The organism is Agrobacterium vitis (assembly GCF_013337045.2).
GTDB lineage: Bacteria > Pseudomonadota > Alphaproteobacteria > Rhizobiales > Rhizobiaceae > Allorhizobium > Allorhizobium vitis_B.
This window is the reverse complement of sequence record NZ_CP118260.1, coordinates 992,434-1,011,578: the sequence shown is the minus strand read 5'-3', so window position 1 is coordinate 1,011,578 and position 19,145 is coordinate 992,434. Positions and strand designations below refer to the sequence as shown.

Annotated in this window: 16 protein-coding genes; 12 read left to right on the top strand and 4 right to left on the bottom strand. The window is 58.6% G+C overall.

Translation table 11 applies throughout. The annotated features are described in order from the left end of the window. Positions 1-71: 71 nt before the first annotated feature. Both G6L01_RS22300 and G6L01_RS22295 read right to left on the bottom strand, forming a co-directional pair. The gene (locus G6L01_RS22300) at positions 72-764 is read right to left on the bottom strand and encodes a GntR family transcriptional regulator (RefSeq protein WP_070163261.1); all 693 of its coding nucleotides are present in this window, start codon (positions 762-764) and stop codon (positions 72-74) included. A gap of 101 nt (positions 765-865) precedes the next feature. Continuing rightward, entirely contained in the window at positions 866-1,333 is a 468-nt protein-coding gene (locus G6L01_RS22295) for an Lrp/AsnC family transcriptional regulator (protein WP_139190059.1), read from the bottom strand. 124 nt (positions 1,334-1,457) lie between these two features. Here G6L01_RS22295 and alr point away from each other — a divergent pair, with 124 nt between their 5' ends. Together alr and G6L01_RS22285 are read left to right on the top strand one after the other, a co-directional pair. Continuing rightward, positions 1,458-2,582, top strand: a complete 1,125-nt coding sequence (alr, locus tag G6L01_RS22290; protein ID WP_070163259.1) for an alanine racemase — start codon at positions 1,458-1,460, stop codon at positions 2,580-2,582. A 17-nt stretch (positions 2,583-2,599) separates the two neighbouring features. Then, positions 2,600-3,865, top strand: a complete 1,266-nt coding sequence (locus G6L01_RS22285) for a D-amino acid dehydrogenase (RefSeq protein WP_070163258.1) — start codon at positions 2,600-2,602, stop codon at positions 3,863-3,865. Positions 3,866-3,937: 72 nt separating this feature from the next. Here G6L01_RS22285 and G6L01_RS22280 read toward each other — a convergent pair whose 3' ends face one another. Continuing rightward, positions 3,938-5,203 (bottom strand): FAD-dependent oxidoreductase, encoded by a 1,266-nt coding sequence (locus G6L01_RS22280; protein WP_070163257.1) that lies wholly within the window; start codon positions 5,201-5,203, stop codon positions 3,938-3,940. A gap of 15 nt (positions 5,204-5,218) precedes the next feature. Next, a complete protein-coding gene (gene recQ, locus G6L01_RS22275; protein WP_070163256.1) occupies positions 5,219-7,075 on the bottom strand; it encodes a DNA helicase RecQ in 1,857 nt (618 codons plus the stop codon). 356 nt (positions 7,076-7,431) lie between these two features. Between recQ and G6L01_RS22270 the strand changes: the two genes are divergently transcribed. The 10 genes from G6L01_RS22270 (at position 7,432) to G6L01_RS22230 (ending at position 19,110) form a co-directional block, all read left to right on the top strand. Next, the gene (locus tag G6L01_RS22270) at positions 7,432-9,234 is read left to right on the top strand and encodes an FUSC family protein (RefSeq protein WP_071205576.1); all 1,803 of its coding nucleotides are present in this window, start codon (positions 7,432-7,434) and stop codon (positions 9,232-9,234) included. Between the two features lie 247 nt (positions 9,235-9,481). Continuing rightward, positions 9,482-9,568 (top strand): potassium-transporting ATPase subunit F, encoded by an 87-nt coding sequence (locus G6L01_RS28140; protein WP_070148480.1) that lies wholly within the window; start codon positions 9,482-9,484, stop codon positions 9,566-9,568. A gap of 152 nt (positions 9,569-9,720) precedes the next feature. Continuing rightward, positions 9,721-11,430, top strand: coding sequence for a potassium-transporting ATPase subunit KdpA (gene kdpA, locus G6L01_RS22265; RefSeq protein ID WP_070163254.1), 1,710 nt, complete (start codon positions 9,721-9,723; stop codon positions 11,428-11,430). An 18-nt stretch (positions 11,431-11,448) separates the two neighbouring features. Further along, positions 11,449-13,512, top strand: coding sequence for a potassium-transporting ATPase subunit KdpB (gene kdpB / locus G6L01_RS22260; protein WP_070163490.1), 2,064 nt, complete (start codon positions 11,449-11,451; stop codon positions 13,510-13,512). A gap of 2 nt (positions 13,513-13,514) precedes the next feature. Then, positions 13,515-14,090, top strand: a complete 576-nt coding sequence (gene kdpC, locus G6L01_RS22255) for a potassium-transporting ATPase subunit KdpC (RefSeq protein WP_070163489.1) — start codon at positions 13,515-13,517, stop codon at positions 14,088-14,090. Between the two features lie 9 nt (positions 14,091-14,099). Next, positions 14,100-16,808 carry a sensor histidine kinase gene (locus G6L01_RS22250; protein WP_070163253.1) on the top strand — a complete coding sequence of 903 codons (2,709 nt, stop codon included), beginning with the start codon at positions 14,100-14,102 and terminating at the stop codon, positions 16,806-16,808. Then, positions 16,805-17,491, top strand: a complete 687-nt coding sequence (locus G6L01_RS22245) for a response regulator (RefSeq protein ID WP_070163252.1) — start codon at positions 16,805-16,807, stop codon at positions 17,489-17,491. The genes G6L01_RS22250 and G6L01_RS22245 overlap by 4 nt, the downstream gene beginning before the upstream one ends. Before the next feature lie 271 nt (positions 17,492-17,762). Next, a complete protein-coding gene (locus G6L01_RS22240) occupies positions 17,763-17,969 on the top strand; it encodes a RebB family R body protein (protein ID WP_081341670.1) in 207 nt (68 codons plus the stop codon). A gap of 47 nt (positions 17,970-18,016) precedes the next feature. After that, positions 18,017-18,490 (top strand): hypothetical protein, encoded by a 474-nt coding sequence (locus tag G6L01_RS22235; RefSeq protein WP_070163251.1) that lies wholly within the window; start codon positions 18,017-18,019, stop codon positions 18,488-18,490. 5 nt (positions 18,491-18,495) lie between these two features. Beyond that, entirely contained in the window at positions 18,496-19,110 is a 615-nt protein-coding gene (locus G6L01_RS22230; protein ID WP_070163250.1) for a hypothetical protein, read from the top strand. Positions 19,111-19,145: the final 35 nt, after the last annotated feature.

Genomic DNA, 19,145 nt, shown 5'->3' with positions numbered 1-19,145 from the left:
TGGTATGCCAAGCTATTTCAGAGTCAAGCAACTTGTCGAGTAGGAATTATTTTTTCTTTTAAGGAATATTCCTATTCAATCTCACCGGCAGATCGAGCCTGCTGCGCAAGCACAGCAACAGCTATGCAGGAAGCACGCTGCACATGATCGATAGCGGCCTGTTCGGCAGCGGGTCCGTCGCCATTGCGGATGGCCTCGACAATCCGTTGCATCTGGGCTGGCCCCTCCGTTGCCCGGCCATCGGTCTTAATGGTCATCGAGCGCAAATGGTTGATCCGCACGGTCATTTGTCTTACCACGCCCCAGGCAATCTGCCTGTCAATCCGGGTAAACAAGGTCTCGTAAAATCGCGTCGTTTCCTTCAAGACATCAACCATGTCCTGACGAGCATAGCCGTCTTTGATGGCATCCAGCGCCTCTGACAGGCCAGCCACAATAGCCGGATCGTCCCGCTCCGCGCAAAGCCGCGCTGCCATGCCTTCCAAAGCCGCACGGATTTCATAGATCTGCCGGGCTTCATCAACGTCCAGCAGCGCCACCATAGGCCCCTTGCTTTGGGGATTGCTGACCAGACCCTCGGACTCCAGATGCCGCAGCACTTCGCGCACCACCGTTCGACTAACCCCAAGCTGCGCGCACAGGTCACGCTCGACCAGCCGGTCACCCGGCTTGAAATAGCCACTGATGATCGCATCGCGGACTTTTTCAAGCGCCAGTTCCCGCAGCGTCTTGGTGGGACGCTCCACCTTTATGGTCTCTGTCATTCCCTTAAGCCTTCCCGGCAACCAGACCGCTCATAAAGAGCAGGCAATTCATCCGTATTATGGTCTACCAAAAGCCAAAATGACAAGCAGGAATAAAATCCTCACAATTTCGGCTTGGCATGGCGGGTTTTCAGCACATTGCGAATGGAAAAACTGGAGTGGATGCGTGCTACGCCGGGTAGTTTGGCGAGGATTTCCTTATGGATTCGCTCAAAATCATGAGCGCTGTCCACTTCCAGTTTCAAGAGGTAGTCCGATCCGCCGGTCATCAGAAAACATTCCTGGATTTCCGGATATTTCCGGATCGCGGCCTCAAAGCGGTTGAGATGATCCTCTGTCTGCCGATCGAGTGTGATGTTGATGATCACGGCAATGCCATCGTCCTTGTCAGACTTGCCGAGAATGGCGGTATAGCCGCTGATATAACCTTGCTTTTCCAGAAGGGCGACACGTCGCAGGCAGGCTGAGGCGGAGAGCCCGACAGCCGCAGCCAGACTGGCATTGCTGATGCGCGCATTCAGCTGCAATTGGCGCATAATGGCCCGGTCGATGGCGTCGATACCACTCACGCAATAATCCTCATTTTCTTCGCAGAAAATTGCGCAAAAATTCATAAAGCACAAGGGTTGCCGATAAACTGCCCGGAAATTTCGTGAATGTTTCAATATCATCGAAGAAAAACGGGGTACAGTTATGGATATGTCTATCAGCCACGACCTGAATGCCGATGCGTTTTCCGCCCGCCTTGTAATCGACCTCGACGCGCTTGCCGACAATTACCGCCAATTGTCCGCTGAAGCCGCCCCGGCGGAAACCTCCGCTGTCGTCAAGGCCGATGCCTATGGCCTTGGAGCCGTCCGCGTCGCGCCTGCCCTCTACCGGGCCGGATGCCGTAAATTCTTCGTGGCGCATGTGCAGGAAGCAGCTCGCCTGAGGCAGCATTTGCCTGGGAATGCCGAACTGTTCATTCTCAACGGTTTGCAGCCGGGCGCAGAACCTTTTGCAGCGGCAAATGGCTTCATACCGGTGTTGAATTCGTTAGAGCAGCTTGCCAATTGGTCGAAAACGGCAAGCGAATTTGGACGGACCCTGCCCGCCATCCTGCAATTTGATACCGGCATGTCACGGCTCGGCTTTTCGCCAGAGGAAGCGACTGTTCTCGCGGGCAATCCCTCCCTGTTATCCGGCCTTTCCATACGCTTCATCATGAGCCATCTCGCCTCTGCCGATGACAGCGCCAGCAGCCAGAATGCCGCTCAATTTTCGGTCATGCGCGAGCGACTGACGCAATTTCCAGGCATTCCCTTGTGCTTTTCCAATTCAGGCGGCATCTTTATCGACAAGCAGTTTCACGGCGCGTTGGTCCGTCCCGGCGTTGCCCTTTACGGCGCAGTCCCCAGCGATCTGGCAGGACGCCGCATGAAGCCGGTGGTGCGGGTCGATGCGAAAGTCATCCAGACACGAACTGTGCCAGTCAGGGCCTGCGTCGGCTACGGCGCGACCTATGTCACCACCAGAGAAACCCGGCTGGCCACCCTTGCCATTGGCTATGCGGATGGCCTGCCGCGTTGCTTGAGCGACCGGGGCGCCGCTTATTATGGCGACATCCGTTTGCCGATTGTCGGGCGGGTGTCGATGGACAGCATGACGGTCGATATTTCCGCCCTGCCACCTGGTGTATTAACACTCGGCAGTCTGGTCGAAATCATCGGGCCGCATCAGACCTTGGAAGACGTGGCGCAAGCGGCGGGTACGATTGCCTATGAAATCCTGACCAGCCTTGGTCATCGCTATCACCGCGACTATATTTCCGCATAAGAATACTGGGGAACAACATGAAAGTCACCATTCTGGGCGCGGGCGTGATCGGCGTCACCAGTGCCTATTATCTTGCCAAAGCCGGTCATGAAGTAACCGTCATCGACCGTCAGATGGGTCCGGCCCTGGAAACCAGCTTTGCCAATGCGGGCGAAGTCTCCTTCGGCTATTGCTCGCCCTGGGCGGCACCGGGCATTCCGCAAAAGGCGTTGAAATGGCTGTTCATGGAACATGCCCCGCTGATTCTACGACCGAAAATCGATACCGCCATGCTGGGTTGGATGCTGAAAATGCTCTCCAACTGTACCTCCGGGCGCTACGCGATCAACAAGAGCCGGATGCTGCGGCTGGCCGATTACAGCCGGATCGCGCTGGCGCAGCTGCGCGCTGAGACCAATATCGTCTATGACCAGCGCATGCAGGGCACTTTGCAGCTGTTTCGCACCCAAGCGCAGCTGGATGCCTCTGCGAAAGATGTGAAAGCACTGGCGGCAGACGGTATTCCCTATGAAGTGCTGGACCGTGAAGCCTGTATCAAGGTCGAGCCAGCGCTTGCAGCGGCCCGCCACAAGATTGTTGGTGGCTTGCTGACTCCGAAGGACGAGACGGGAGACTGTTTCAAATTCACCAACCAGCTTGCTGAAAAGGCTGCGTCGCTTGGCGTGGTGTTCGACTATGGCCGCACCATAGAGCGGCTGGTGGTATCGGGTGGCAAAATCAGTGGCGTCGTCACCGACAGGGGAACCGAAACCGCCGACGCCTATGTCGTGGCACTCGGCAGCTATTCGCCGCTACTGCTGAAACCACTCGGCATCACGCTGCCAGTCTATCCGGTCAAAGGATATTCGCTGACCATCCCGATTGTCGATCCGTCGAAATCACCCGAATCCACCGTGATGGATGAGACCTACAAGATTGCCATCACCCGGCTGGGCGACCGGATCCGGGTGGGCGGCATGGCGGAAATTTCCGGATATACCAATGATCTCGGTGTCGCACGTCGCCGGACGCTCGAACATTCCGTCACCGATCTGTTTCCCGGTGGCGATATGGCCCGGGCCGATTTCTGGTCCGGCCTTCGCCCAATGACGCCGGATGGCACGCCAGTGATCGGCGCAACCGGCATCAGCAATCTCTATATCAACAGCGGCCATGGCACACTGGGCTGGACGATGAGCTGCGGTTCGGGCCGTTTGCTCAGCGACATCGTCAGTGGCCGCCAGACAGAGATCGACAATGCCGATCTGGCGCTCAGCCGCTATGCTGCCGGTCGGGCCGGATAATCAAGGCTCTAGCTTCTTTTGTTTTCGTTTGTCTTTTCGTGAAAACCGGTTGCCACTTTTCCCTGACAAACTCTATTTCAAAGGCCGGACATGTTCCGGCCTGAAGCCAAGGCCGATCAGCCGCCCGGCGATATGGGCAAGCAGCGGCCAGCGGGCAATGGTCTTCAGGAATGCGGGCGGACCAGAGGGCTTGGCCGGTGCCTCATTCGCCACGGTCTCATCCTCGGCCTTCGGCTTGCGGCGCATCATCAGTTGCAGTTTCTGCGTCGCCTTGGTTGGAAATAGGCGTCGTTTCTCGATGCCGGCGAGATGGGCGTCCAGCGGTTCGCCTGCTAGCAACGGTTTTACTAGCCGGTTAGCAGCGGCCACGGCATCCTGAATGGCCAGATTGACGCCGACACCACCAATCGGCGACATGGCATGGGCCGCATCGCCAATGCAGATCAGCCCCGGCTTCCACCAGCGTTTCAGGCGGTCGATACGGATGCTGAGAAGATAGAGATCGTCAAATGAGGTGACTTCCTCCATTCGCTCCGGCGGCAGGGGTGAAACCTCCGCAGCGGCTTGGCGGAAGGCATCAATCCCCTTGGCTTTGACCGTATCGAAGCTCCCCTTGCGAACGATATAGCCGCATTGCCAATAGTCGCCGCGATCAATCATCACGAAACCCTGCCTTGGGCCGCCATGACCCATCGTATAGGGCGGATCTTGCGGCTGGTGGGATAGCTTGAACCACAGCACATCGCTTGGGCTGCCAAAGCTTTCCACCTCCAGCCCCGCCTTGGCGCGGGTGACGGAATGACGGCCATCGGCACCGACCACCAAGCGAGATCGCAGCCTAACCAGCCCTTGCGGAGTGGACGCCGTCAAGCCCGTTACTCCATTCAGATCTTCCAGCAATGTCTCCACCCTGGCATTCATCAACAGCCGAAAATTGGCGTATTTCCCCGCTTCCCGGGCGAGAAAATCCAGAAAGTCCCATTGCGGCATGAAGGCGATAAACCGGCATCGGGTCGGCAACCGCGAGAAATCAGCCATCGTCACATCGCGCCCGCCGATTTCCGCATGCAGGGTCGGCGCCTGCACATGCGGCAGTTTCAACAGATCCTCGAGCAGGCCAAGCTCATGCATCACTTCCAGTGTGGAGGGATGCAATGTGTCGCCACGAAAATCGCGCAGGAAATCGCCGTGCTTTTCAACTACCGTGACATTAACCCCGGCGCGGGCCAGCAGCAGGCCAAGCATCATCCCGGCAGGCCCGGCACCGACAATCGCGCAGTCACATTCAATCGTTTCCGTCATAGGCGTAGCAGAGATAAGATCGTTCTGTGCAGTCATGATCCGTGCCTCTCATCATCGCTCATGCGCCTGGATAACCTCCAGGAAAGCGTCGCCATACCGTTCCAGCTTCGATTGTCCGACGCCGGAAATACCCAGCAACGCCTCCCGGCTATCCGGCCTTTCCATTGCAAAGGCAATCAACGTGGTATCCGGGAAAACCACATAGGGCGGCACGGAAAGGTCCTTGGCAATCGCCATTCGCGCCGCCCTTAGCGCCTCGAACAATTCCATATCGGCACCCTCCAGCGCAGATTTCGCCTTTGCGGCAGCGGGCGAAGCATTGCGCGCCGCCTTGCCCTTGGTCGGGCGGTCCTTGCGGAACCGCACCTCACGCTCCCGCTTGAAGACGGCGCGGGCGTCCGGCTCCAGTTTCAATGCGCCGAAAGCGTCATGATCGACCCGAAGCAGACCGGCGGCCAGCAATTGTCGAAACACCGATTGCCAGGTTTTTAACGGCAGATCCTTGCCCGCACCGAAAACCGGCATGTCAACATGGCCAAAACGGACCGTCTTGTCGTTCTCATTCCCCAACAGCACATCGATGACATGGCCGGTGCCGAAACGCTCCCCGGTCCGGTAAATCGCCGCCAGCGCCTTGATCGCCGCGTCGGTCCCATCCCAGGTTTCCACCGGCTTCAGGCAGGTGTCGCAATTGCCGCAAGAACCGGGATGCACTTCGCCGAAATGCGCCAGGATTGACTGGCGGCGGCAGCCGGGGGTTTCGCAAATTGCCAGCAGCGCATTCAACTTGGCCCGCTCGACCCGCTTGACCTCCTCCGCCGAAGTGCCGCCATCGATCATCCGCCCGCGCTGGATGACATCGGCCATACCATAGGCCATCCATACGTCAGATGGCAGCCCATCGCGCCCGGCCCGCCCGGTTTCCTGGTAATAGGCCTCGACGGAGCCGGGCAAATCGAGATGCGCCACATAGCGCACATTCGGCTTGTCGATGCCCATGCCAAAGGCGACAGTCGCCACGAGACAAAGGTTTTCTTCCTTCAGGAAGGCGTCCTGATTGGCATCGCGCAGCACCCGGTCCATGCCAGCATGATAGGCCAGCGCCCGCACCCCTTGCGTATTGAGCCATTCCGCCGTGTCCTCCACCTTGGCGCGCGACAGGCAATAGACAATGCCACTCTCGCCTTCATGGCGCGCCAGAAACCGCAGGAGCTGCTGGCGTGGCTGGTCGCGCTCGACAATTTCATAAGCGATATTGGGCCGGTCGAAGGAGGTGGTAAACACCTTGGCCGATTGCAGGCCAAGCTTGTCGATAATGTCATCGCGCGTATGGGGATCGGCGGTTGCCGTCAACGCCATGCGTGGCACGCCGGGATAGGCCTCGGCAAGCTTGCCCAGTTCCCGATATTCCGGGCGGAAATCATGGCCCCATTGCGAGACGCAATGGGCCTCGTCTATGGCAAACAATGCGATCTTCGCAGAGCCGATCACATCCTTGAACGCAGGGGTGACGATCCGCTCCGGCGTGACATACAGCAGATCGAGCGTGCCATCGGCAATAGCGCGCCGCACCTCGACAAACTCCTCCCGTGACAGCGAGGAATTCAGCGCTGCCGCCCGCACCCCCACTTGCTTCAGCGCCTCGACCTGGTCGCGCATCAAGGCAATTAGCGGCGACACCACCACGCCGACCCCATCGCGGCACAGCGCCGGAATCTGGAAGCACAGGGATTTACCGGCACCGGTCGGAAACAGCACGACCGCATCGCCACCGACCACCACCTGCTGAACCACCTCGGCCTGCTTGCCGCGAAAGGCCGAATAGCCATAGACCCGCTTCAGGATGGACAGCGGATGTCTTTCGCCATTATCGAATGTCGGTTCGTGGCGGGGCTGGCTTGACGGCATGGCATTGCTTTCGAGACATTATGGATGCCCCAAACAGGGCTGTTCAACCGGCTGCCCGATGGCAACGCAAGCCAAGAGATAGAGTTATATCAGGCCCCGTGCAACCTGCATCACCCTCGGGAGCGCCGGATGAAAACAGTCAGGGTCAACAAACCCCAAAAACAACCATTACGGGAGCCAGAACGGTTTTGCATAGCGCAACGAAATCCATCCTTCAACATATGAGTCATGCAAACTCGCCTGAGGTATCGGGCGTCTGTCTTTGATACAATTTCCCATCAGCATGCATTTGGAAATGCTATCAGAAATGTTAAACGGGGCGACTGAAAATCGTGAAAACTGTCCTTGGCTTGGCGATGACATCAGATACTGACAAATCACGCCGCCCTTCAGGACATTGGGTTCGCCGCGTTGCGCGCTGGCTGGAACTGCGTGCAATCGGGCTGACGCCTGAACATCTCGACATCTTGGATGGCCTTCGTTCGGCCCTCATCGTCGGCGTTCCCATTCTCATCGTCGCGGCAGGGCAGAGCCAATATGGCTGGTCGATTTTTGCAGCGTTCTGGACCTGTCTGGCCGATACCGGCGGCGAAAAGCGGTTTCAGCGGCGGATGCTGGCGACCTTCGCGCTGCTTGGCAGCCTCACGGCTTTCCTCGCATCCTGGCTTGCGGGTTTCGGGCCTGTCGCAGGGCTTGCCGCTGGCTCAATTCTCGTCGGTTTGACCGCATTGCTGCCGGTGCGCTGGCCTGTCGTGCCGCTTGTCGCCACACTCCTTGGCGTGGTTGGCGTTGTGGCGGCGGGTTATCCCCACACGGCACCGCAAGCGGCCCTGCTCGCCTGTTCTTTTCTGGCTGGCAGCGCCTGGGCTGCCCTCGTGCTGACTGTGCTCTGGCCAACAGATGCCTGGCGCCCGGCACGGCGCGCCATTTCCGCCGTTTACGCCCGCCTGGCCGATATGACACTTGATCTCGACACGATATCTCAGTCCGTAGCCACGCAAGTCTGGACCTTCAAGAGCAGCCAGCATCGGCGCGCCGTGCGCAATGCGATGGAGCGCGCACGGTCTCATCTTGCCCGCGCAGCGCACCCTTCTGAGCAAAGCAACAAGACCACCCTTCATGTTGCCCTGCTTGCAGCAGACGATATTTTTCACGCCCTGCTGGCGCTTGACCATCTTCGTTCATCAGAGCGGCAGGCAGACATCGGCCAGCTTTGCGCCGAGGTCATCCGGCCAAGCCTGATTGCGGCGGCCCAAAATCTCACCCTGCATACGGAGCCGATGGCCGAGCTGCAAAACCGGCTTTCCGTGCTGGAGCAGAGCGTTTCTGACCGCCATGACGCCGTCGCGGGCGCGGTACGGAGCATTGCAACAGCACTCCAATGGAAAGCAGCACCAGACGTTATCGAAACGGCGGGACCAGAACAGGCCGCTTTGGACAAGATGGCGCAGGCCCGGCAGCGGCAGCATTTTTTGCGTGGTGCGGTTCGCAGCGCCGTGGGCGTGACCGTTGTCACTGTCGCCGCCCATCTGCTGGCTTTGAACTATCCCTATTGGGCCGCCATGGCCGTCGTCGTGGTTTTGCAGCCGGACAGGCGGATGAGCTGGAGCCGGGCGCTGGAGCGTATCGTCGGTTCGGTGGTGGGGAGCGCCCTGGCTCTGGCGTTACTGACCGGCATACCGGCATCAGGGCTACTCACCGCCATCATCATTCCCCTTGCGGCGGCAACCATTGCCCTGCGCTCCGTCAGCTATACGCTGTTCGTTACCGTGCTGACCATGCTGTTCGTTCTCACCATGGACATGTTGCACCCCGGCGCTGGCATAGCCTCGGCGCGAATGCTCGATAATATCGTCGGCAGTCTTGCCGCAATCATTGTCACCTTCCTCGTCTGGCCCGACAAAGCGCCGTCCCTGTCAGAACTGGCAGCCCGGGCGCTAGAGGCCAATCGTGCTTACCGGGACGCTGCCGAACGCGGCGACGTGGCCCAGATCGCTCTCACGCGTCGCGCTGCCGGAATTGCCAGCACGGAAGCTGAAATAGCCTTTCATGCACCGGATCGTTACCTTGGGAAAACGCCCCCTGCCACCGATGTCGAGACACTGGCAAAGGCGCGGCTACTCGCTGGGGAAGCGGCTGTTCTGTGGCATAGCCGGTAGCGACAAGGGGTCGGAATCACTCAGACCGGCTCCTGGAATCGCTATCCTTTGGACAACATCTTTATGAAATCCTTATATCTCACCACCGCATTCCCTATGGAGATTTAATGGCATTTGGGAGGATTGTGCATGCCTGACCATAGACAGGAGCACAATGTGACTGACTTGCTATTCATCGCCATTGGACTGGGGAGCTTTGTCGCTCTTGCGGTCTATGCCCGCGCCCTAAACAGTTTGTGAGGCGGCCATGTTCGAACCGCTGCTCGGTCTTGCCGCCGCCCTGTTCATCTGCGTCTACCTGCTGATAACGCTGATCAGGCCCGAACGTTTTTGAAGCGACACCCGCTTCAACCATTCTTGCCCGGCTTGTCTTTTGAGACATCGGGCAACCCTCTTTCCTGACAGATACCAGACGTCCCGCATCACATCGCTTCATACTGGCAGCGACGATGATGGGGGACGCAATCCCTCTTTTCGGAGAACATCATGTCTTCCAACGGTTGGCTGCAAATCGGCTTGCTGCTCGCTCTCGTCTTCGCCACCATCAAACCGCTGGGGCTTTACATCGCCTGCGTGTTCGAGGGGCAGCGGACGTTTCTCTCTCCCATTCTCGGCCCTATCGAGCGGCTGCTTCTGCGCATATCCGGCGTTGATGCGCGCCGGGAACAAGGCTGGCTAGCCTATACGCTCGCCATGCTCGCCTTCAATGCCGCAGGCTTTCTGGCGCTCTACGGTATTTTGCGGCTTCAGGCCTATCTGCCATACAATCCGCAAGGCTTTGCAGGCATGACCCCGGATCTGGCCTTCAACACGGCGATCAGCTTCGTCACCAATACCAATTGGCAGGCCTATTCCGGCGAGCAGTCCGCCAGCCATTTCTCGCAGATGGCAGGCCTTGCCGTACAGAACTTCCTGTCGGCGGCCACCGGCATTGCCATCGCGCTGGCCGTCACCCGCGCCTTTGCCCGTTCGGCTGCCAACACACTCGGGAATTTCTGGGTCGATATGACCCGCTCGACGCTGTATCTGCTGCTGCCAATGTCGATTGTGCTGGCCCTGGTTTTCGTCTGGATGGGCATTCCCCAGACACTCGACGCCTCGGTCACGGCCACAACGCTTGACGGTGCCCAGCAGACCATCGCCCTTGGGCCGATTGCCAGCCAGGAAGCCATCAAGCAGCTTGGCACCAATGGCGGCGGTTTCTTCAATGCCAATGCCGCCCATCCGTTTGAAAATCCCTCGGCAATCAGCGATTACCTCAATATTCTCGCAATGATGTCGATCACCATGTCGCTGATCTATGCTTTCGGCAAAATGGTCGGCGACCTGCGCCAGGGCTGGGCACTGATCGCCAGTGTAGCGGTGCTGCTCATCGCTGGCATTGCCGCGGTCTACATCGCTGAAACCGCAGGCAACCCCATCCATCTGGCGCTTGGGCTTGATCCCTCGCTCGGCAATATGGAGGGGAAGGAAGTTCGCTTTGGCCAGGCGATGAGTGCGGCCTATACGGCGATCACCACAGGTATTTCCAATGGCGGCGTCAACACCATGCATGGTTCGCTGACCCCGCTTGGGGGTCTGGTGCCACTGTTCCTGATCCAGTTGGGTGAAATCCTGCCCGGTGGCGTCGGTTCCGGCCTTTACGGGCTGATTGTCTTCTGTGTGCTGACCGTCTTCGTCGCTGGCCTGATGGTTGGGCGCACGCCGGAATTTCTGGGCAAGAAGATCGAAGCCCGGGAAATGAAATTCGCTATGCTGGCCGTATTGGTCCTGCCCTTTGCAATCCTGGGATTTTCGGCAATTGCTGCCGTTCTGCCCAATGCGCTGGCCTCGCTTGGCAATGCCGGACCGCATGGTCTCTCGGAAATACTCTATGCTTATACGTCTGCGGCTGGCAATAACGGCTCGGCATTTGCAGGGCTCTCGGCCAATACGCCCTGGTACAATACCACGCTCGGCATTTCCATGGCGCTTGGCCGCTTCGCCTATGCCGTCCCGGTTCTGGCAATTGCCGGTTCGTTGGCCGCAAAGACAAAAGGCACGGCATCGGCAGGTACCTTCCCCACGCACACGCCGCTTTTTGTCGGCCTGCTCGTCGCCATCATCATCATCCTGGGCGGACTGCAATACTTCCCGGCCTTGGCGCTCGGCCCCATCGCAGAACATGTCGGCATGCTCGCCGGAACCCTTTATTGATTGAAAGAGGCTGTCATCATGACACAGTCACAATCCACCTCAGAGACCAGGCCCGCCCAACGGCTATTTGAACCATCGATCCTCAAGGGCGCGTTCAAGGACGCATTCGTGAAGCTCGATCCGCGGCAATTGATCCGTAATCCGGTGATGTTCGTCACCGAAATCGTCGCCATGGTCGTTACGATCCTTGCGGTCCGCGACCTGATTACCGGCAATTCAGCGGTGTTCTCCGGCCAGATTGCCGCCTGGCTCTGGTTTACCGTCTTGTTCGCCACTTTCGCGGAAGCCGTTGCCGAAGGCCGGGGCAAGGCCCAGGCCGATAGCCTGCGCCGTACCAAAAGCGAGCTTTCGGCCCGTAAAGTGTCGGGCAATGCCGCCAGTAGCCGGGAAACAACCACGGTTGCCGCCACAACGCTGAAGATTGGCGATGTGGTGCTGGTTGCCGCTGGCGAACTCATTCCAGGCGATGGCGAAGTGATTGAAGGCGTTGCCTCAGTCAATGAAAGCGCCATTACAGGCGAATCCGCGCCTGTGATCCGCGAGGCAGGCGGCGACCGCTCCGCCGTGACCGGCGGAACCCAGGTTCTGTCCGACGAGATCCGAATCAAGATCACCACGGCTCCCGGCTCATCTTTCGTTGACCGGATGATTGCGCTGATCGAAGGGGCCGAACGTCAGAAGACGCCGAATGAAATCGCTCTATCGATCCTGCTTTCCGGGCTGACACTGATCTTCGTGATCGCTGTCGTCACCCTCTGGGGTCTGGCCAGCTATTCGGGTGTTGCGCTGACGGTCACCGTCATGGCCGCCCTGCTGGTAACCCTAATCCCCACCACCATCGGCGGACTGCTGTCGGCCATCGGCATTGCCGGCATGGACCGGCTGGTGCGCTTCAACGTCATCGCCACCTCGGGCCGCGCCGTGGAAGCGGCAGGCGATGTCGATACGCTGCTACTCGACAAGACCGGCACCATCACCTTCGGCAATCGCATGGCCAGCGATTTCATCGCAGTGCCTGGTGTCAGCGCCACGGAAATTGCCGAGGCTGCCCTTCTTGCAAGCCTTTCCGATGAAACACCTGAAGGCCGCTCCATCGTCGCCTTGGCGACTGGGGAATACGGCCAGTCCGCCCCCGATGCAGCACCGGATGCGGTAATCCCGTTCACCGCCGAAACCAGGCTTTCCGGCGTTGATATCAAGGGCAAACGTCTGCGCAAGGGTGCGGTGGATTCGGTCCTGGCCTTCACCGGTCTCGACGCAGCATCGGCACCCCGCGCCTTTACCGAGGCCGTCACGCGGATCGCCCAATCGGGCGGCACGCCGCTGGCCGTTGCCGATGGCAGCCGGTTGCTAGGGGTCATTCACCTGAAGGACGTGGTCAAGCCCGGCATCAAGGAACGCTTCGCCGCCCTGCGCGCCATGGGTATCCGCACGGTGATGGTGACGGGTGACAACCCGATTACCGCCGCAGCGATTGCCTCTGAAGCCGGTGTGGATGATTTTCTGGCTCAGGCAACCCCGGAAGACAAGCTTGCCTATATCCGCAAGGCCCAGCAGGGCAGCCGTTTGATCGCCATGTGCGGCGATGGCACCAATGATGCCCCGGCGCTGGCCCAGGCCGATGTCGGTGTCGCCATGCAGACCGGTACGCAAGCCGCCCGTGAAGCCGCCAATATGGTCGATCTGGATTCCAGCCCGACCAAGCTGATCGAAATTGTCGAAATCGGCAAACAGCTATTGATGACACGTGGCTCGCTGACGACGTTTTCGATTGCCAATGACGTCGCCAAATATTTCGCCATCATTCCGGCTCTGTTCGTCACCGCCTATCCGGGACTTGCCGCGCTCAACATCATGCAGCTGGCCTCGCCGCAATCGGCCATCCTCTCGGCGGTGATCTTCAACGCGCTGATTATCGTCGCACTGATCCCGCTTGCCCTCAAAGGGGTTGCCTATCGCCCGGTTGGGGCCGCAGCACTGCTGCGCCGCAATCTCCTGGTTTACGGGTTGGGCGGGTTGGTCCTTCCCTTCATCGGCATCAAGATTGTCGATCTCGCCATTACAACACTGCATTGGGTGTAATCATGCTGTCCCATCTTCGTCCCGCCATCACCATGACCGTGCTGTTTACCGGCCTTTGCGGCCTTGCCTATCCGCTGGCCATCACCGGCGTCGCCCAGGCGGTGCTGCCCGCCCAGGCCAATGGCAGCATTGTCAAGAAAGGCGATGCCGTGGTCGGCTCGGCCCTGATCGGTCAGGCTTTCACGTCGCCGCGCTATTTCGCCTCGCGTCCATCGGCCACCAGCAATTCGCCCTATAATCCGCTGGCGTCAGGCGGCACCAATCTTGGCGCCACCTCGCAAAAGCTGAAGGACCAGATTGCCGCCGCTGTCACCGCCTGGCAGGCAAACGGTCGCAGTGGGCTGGTGCCTGCCGATGCCGTCACCTCTTCAGCTTCGGGCCTCGATCCGGATATAACGCCTGAAAACGCCCGCCAGCAGGTGGCGCTGGTTGCCAAAGCCCGCAACATGCCGGAAAAGGAGGTAGCGGCGCTGGTGGAAGCCCAGGTGCAACCACGGCTTCTTGGCGTGATCGGTGAGCCAAGGGTCAATGTATTGCGGCTGAACATGGCGCTCGATGCGGCGGGAGCCACTCAATAAGGTCTACTCATGTCCGACGTCCAGCGCGACACCAACCGCCGTCCCGATCCTGACGCCCTGCTGGGCCTTGCCAACCGGGACGGACGGGGAAAACTGACGATCTTCCTGGGAGCTGCGCCCGGCGTCGGAAAAACCTATGCCATGCTGTCGCGTGCCCGTGGTCAAAAGACCGCGGGCATCGATATCGTTATAGGCCTGGTCGAGACCCATGGCCGCAGCGAAACGGAACTGCTGACGGACGGCCTCGAAATCCTGCCGCGCAAGCAGATTGCCTACAAGGATCGCGTGCTGGAGGAATTCGACATCGACGCGGCGCTTGCCCGCCGTCCTGCGATCATCATTGTCGATGAACTCGCCCATAGCAATGTACCGGAAAGCCGCCATCCAAAACGCCACCAGGATATCGAGGAGCTTCTGGCTGCCGGCATCGATGTCTGGACGGCGCTGAACATCCAGCATCTCGAAAGCCTCTCGGAAATCGTCACGCAAATCACCGGCGTCCAAGTGCGGGAAACCGTGCCGGACCGGGCGTTGAAACAAGCCGATGTGGTCGTCCTCATCGACCTGCCACCGGAAGAATTGATCATCCGGCTGCGAGAGGGCAAGATCTATCTGCCCGATAATGCCCGCCGCGCCACCGACAGCTTCTTTCGGCTTGGCAATCTAACCGCGTTGCGCGAACTGGCCTTGCGCCGCACCGCCGACCGGGTCGATGACCAGATGGTCGATTACCTCAAGCAGAATGCCATTGAAGGGCCATGGCGCACGGGTGAACGGCTTCTCGTCTGTATCGGCCCTGATGCGCTTTCGGAAAAAGTAGTGCGCACCGCCAGCAACCTCGCCTCCGGCATGAATGCCCGCTGGCTGGTCGTTTCACTAGAACAAGCCGATCAGGCCGATGAAAACCCCGGCGATCAGACCCGGATCGAAGAGTTGTTTCGCTTGGCGGAACGGCTTGGCGCGGAAACCCGGCGAGTCCAAGGCCGCGATTTCGTTCACGAGATCCTGCGTCTCGCCAAGAAGGAACACGTCACCCAAATCGTCATCGGCGCACCACAGCGTTCCCGTTGGCAAAGGCTGTTCCGCCACTCCCTGCCGGATGCCTTGCTGGAAGTCAGATCCGGCATGGGCATTCATCTGATCACCGGCGAAGCCGCGCCTGACACAACCAAGCGCGTCCAGCGGACGAAAGCCTTTTCCCTGAAGACCTTGCCGGTTCGGCCAAGGGACATCATCACCGCTCTGCTCACGACCACGGTGGCGGCTATCGGGGCACGCGGCATCATTGAATTCGTGGCGCTGCCGAATGTATCCATGCTGTTCTTGCTCGCCGTGCTGGTTTCGGCTCTGCGCGAGGGCTATGCCGCCGCCGTGCTGACCTCCGTGCTGTCGGCGCTGGCCTATAATTTCTTTTTCATCTCACCGGTCTTTACCCTCACTATTGCCGCGCCGCATGAAGTCTTTGCCTTCATCATGTTCATCGCAGCGGCGCTGATCGCTGGTGGCATTGCCGCACGGATCCGCGCCCAGGGGCAGATCGCGGCCCGTCGCGCCACACAGACGCAGATCCTCTACGACGTCTCTTCAAAGCTTGCTGGCACGGTGGATGCCGATGGCGTGGTCTGGACCGCTGTCAGTCAGTTGAATGGCATTATCAAGCGGCCCGTCGCCTTGCTCTCGCCGCAAAACGGCACGCTCGCCTTACGCTCGTGCTGGCCTCCGGATACTGAGCTTGGCGTGGCGGAAATGGCAGCGGCCCGGTTTGCCCTCGAAAAAGGCGAGGTAGCGGGCGCTGGCACCGGCACTCTGCCAAATTCAAAACTGCAATTTCGGCCCTTGCGCAGTCCTGCTGGCACATTGGCCGTCTGCGGTCATGAAATGACTGGAGAGCCACTCGATCCGATGGAGGAGCGAGTGCTTTCCGCCATTCTGGACCAGGTGACGATTGCTCTCGACCGCGCCAACCTGACAATCCGCAGCGTCGAGGACCAGGCAAGGCTGGAACGGGAGCGTTTCCAATCGACCCTGCTGTCTTCCATCTCCCACGACCTGCGCACGCCACTTGCCACCATTACCGGTGCCGTCACCAGTCTGAAGGAATTCGGCGAGCGCATGCCCGTCGAAAGCCGCCGCGATCTGCTGCAATCCATCGAAGAAGAGGGTGAGCGGCTGTCGCGTTTCGTTGGCAACCTCCTCGACATGACCCGCATCGAAGCGGGAGCACTGGAAGCCAAGCACGATTGGGTAGATTTGAACGATGTGATCTCGGATGCTATCGCCCGCGCTCGCCGTGTCGCACCAGGCACCGACATCAGCGCCAGCATTGCCCGTGACCTGCCCTTGTTGCGGGCGGATAGCCTGCTTCTGGGTCAGGTATTGTTCAACCTGATCGACAATGCCTGCAAGCATGGTGGTGGCGAGCCGGTGACCGTCTATGCCCGCGCCGATGATACAGTGCTGTCGCTTTCGGTAACGGACATGGGCAAGGGTATTTCGGAAAAAGACATCGACCGGATATTTGAAAAGTTCTACCGTCGTGGCAAAGGGGCGGATGGCCGAAAGCCGGGGACCGGGCTTGGCCTTGCCATTGCCAAGGGCTTTGTTGAGGCGATGGGCGGCACGATCACCGTCGAAAGCCCGGCAGTGAAACGGATGGGGACACGCTTCACTCTGCGTTTTCCGCTGGAGAATATGGAAAAGGACCGGGCTGAGGCATGAAAGGGCAACGCATTCTCGTCGTCGATGACGAGCCGCAGATCCTCCGATTCCTGCGCCCTGCCCTTGCGGCGGCGGGTTACGAGGTGATTGAAGCCGATACCGGCAAGCAGGCATTGGCGCTGGTGGCAACCGCCGTGCCTGATCTATTGATCCTCGATCTCGGCCTGCCGGATATGGATGGCAAAGAGGTGATCGCCCAATTGCGTCACTGGAACCCGATCCCGATCATCGTGCTGTCTGCCCGTGACCGTGAAATCGAAAAAATCGCAGCCCTTGATCTCGGTGCCGACGACTATCTCGAAAAACCCTTCGGTATCGGCGAATTGACGGCCCGCATTCGCGTCGCCCTTCGCCATAAACCGCAGGCCGAACCCGCCCAATCCATCATCCGCAGTGGCGAACTCGTCATCGACATTGACCATCGCCTCGTCACAAGAGCGGATCAGCCGGTCAAGTTAACACCGAAGGAATATGATCTTCTGCGCCTGCTCGCCACCCATGCGGGCCGCGTCTTGACCCATGGCGCATTGCTGAAAGAGGTGTGGGGTCCCGCTCATGCCCACGATCTTCAATATCTGCGCGTCTTTATTCGCCAGATCCGCGCCAAGATCGAAAAAGACGAAAGCCAACCGGCAATCATCCTCACCGAAGCCGGGGTGGGTTATCGCTTTGTGCTTGCCTGACGGCAAGGCCCTGGCAAGAAGTTAATTTTTACGAAAAAACTTCACGACGCCTTCATTTCCGCAAACACAAAGTGAAAATAAAACCTTTATTAAAAATCAGATACTTACCGACAACGTTTTCGAAACCAAAGGCACAGTTCCGTCAAGCGATCATTAGAAAATAAACAACTTTTAATTTATGAATCAAAAGTCACTGAAATCAATCGGTGTACAAACTACAACAACATCATAAACAAATTCCAAACTCAAGAGAACAGAGGGTGGGTCAAGCATGTCCGCAGATACAAATCAGACTGGTACAACTGGCACATCACCAGTTGTTGCCGAGGCACCCAACGTGGCGCTGAGTATGTTCTACCAATCTGCTGGACAAGCTTATTCCATAACTATGCAGAATGCAGCATCCAACCAACAAAATCTCAATACGCTTAATCCGTCCATTGTAGCCCAAGCAATAGCCCTGATCAACAAAACTTAGTGTGGGTTTTCGAAGGAAATACTAGCTATTGAAAGGTAACAAAGGCGATGGTTGTAGGATTTGGGAACAATTCTGATGACTCCGGGGCGCCAACCAAGCCCGCGCAGGACCACACGATCGATCATGATACAATGGAAGATGTCGCACCGCCTACTCAGGAAGACCAGACTACCGCAGACGCCGCCAGCGAGTCAGATGCCGCCGACCCCGGCACGTCGACCTCCACGAGTATAACGGTTATCGACATTCAAAGCCCGACCCTGAACACATTTACAGGTGCCGCCATCGGCCAGATGGTGGCCATGATAGGCGAAGATACAAGAACATATCTCCAAGGCATGGAGCAGATCTACTCCATGGCAATCGGTAAGGCGCTGGCTATGACCGCCAGCCCAGACTCCATGACCGCGCAACGCGGTGCAAAAATGCTGGAAAGCATAGGAACGTCGCAATCCGCCACAATCAATTTTGCACAAGGGACCGCGACGGTGGCATCCGCCTTTGCGCAGTTCTCAGGATAGATACAATGAGCGATCAGGAAGACCATCAGGACCAATCATCCGCTACGCCGGATGCTTCCAAAGATGACGAAATGTTCCCGAAGCCAAATGGTGTTGATCGATATGACACCAGCAATCCGCTGATCCAGTTGATGGTCGAGGCGGTCACGAACAAAGTAAAACTGCAAATTGACCCGCTTTTGCTTGAGTTGACTAAGCTTGCAAGGGAAAATTCGCCACAGATCTCAACTCAGGCCAACCAAGACGGAACGCCCCCAACGCAGCCAGCAGAAGATACCGCAGGACCCTTGCCGTCTTCCAAACCAATCCAGGCCAACAGTCGCCAGGAGATTGAACATCTGGATCAAAGCCACGTGGATGCGATTGCAGAGACCGTTCTCTCCAACGTTATGGCCGAGATCAACCCGCTCTTGCTTGAGTTGGCGAAACAAAAGCAGGAAAAGCAGCCAGGATTGGGTGGCGTTGCCAGCCAACTCGGCAAAAACAACACCGCCTCACCGCAGGTGATGCAGGAACAGGTGATGAGCCGCGTCATGGAGCTCGAGAACCTGATCAAGGAAAAAATTTCTGCGCGTGAACTTCGCTTCCAGGCGATGATGCGCAAACCGAACTCACGCTGACAATGTCAGAGATGAGACATCTGCCCGAAACCGGC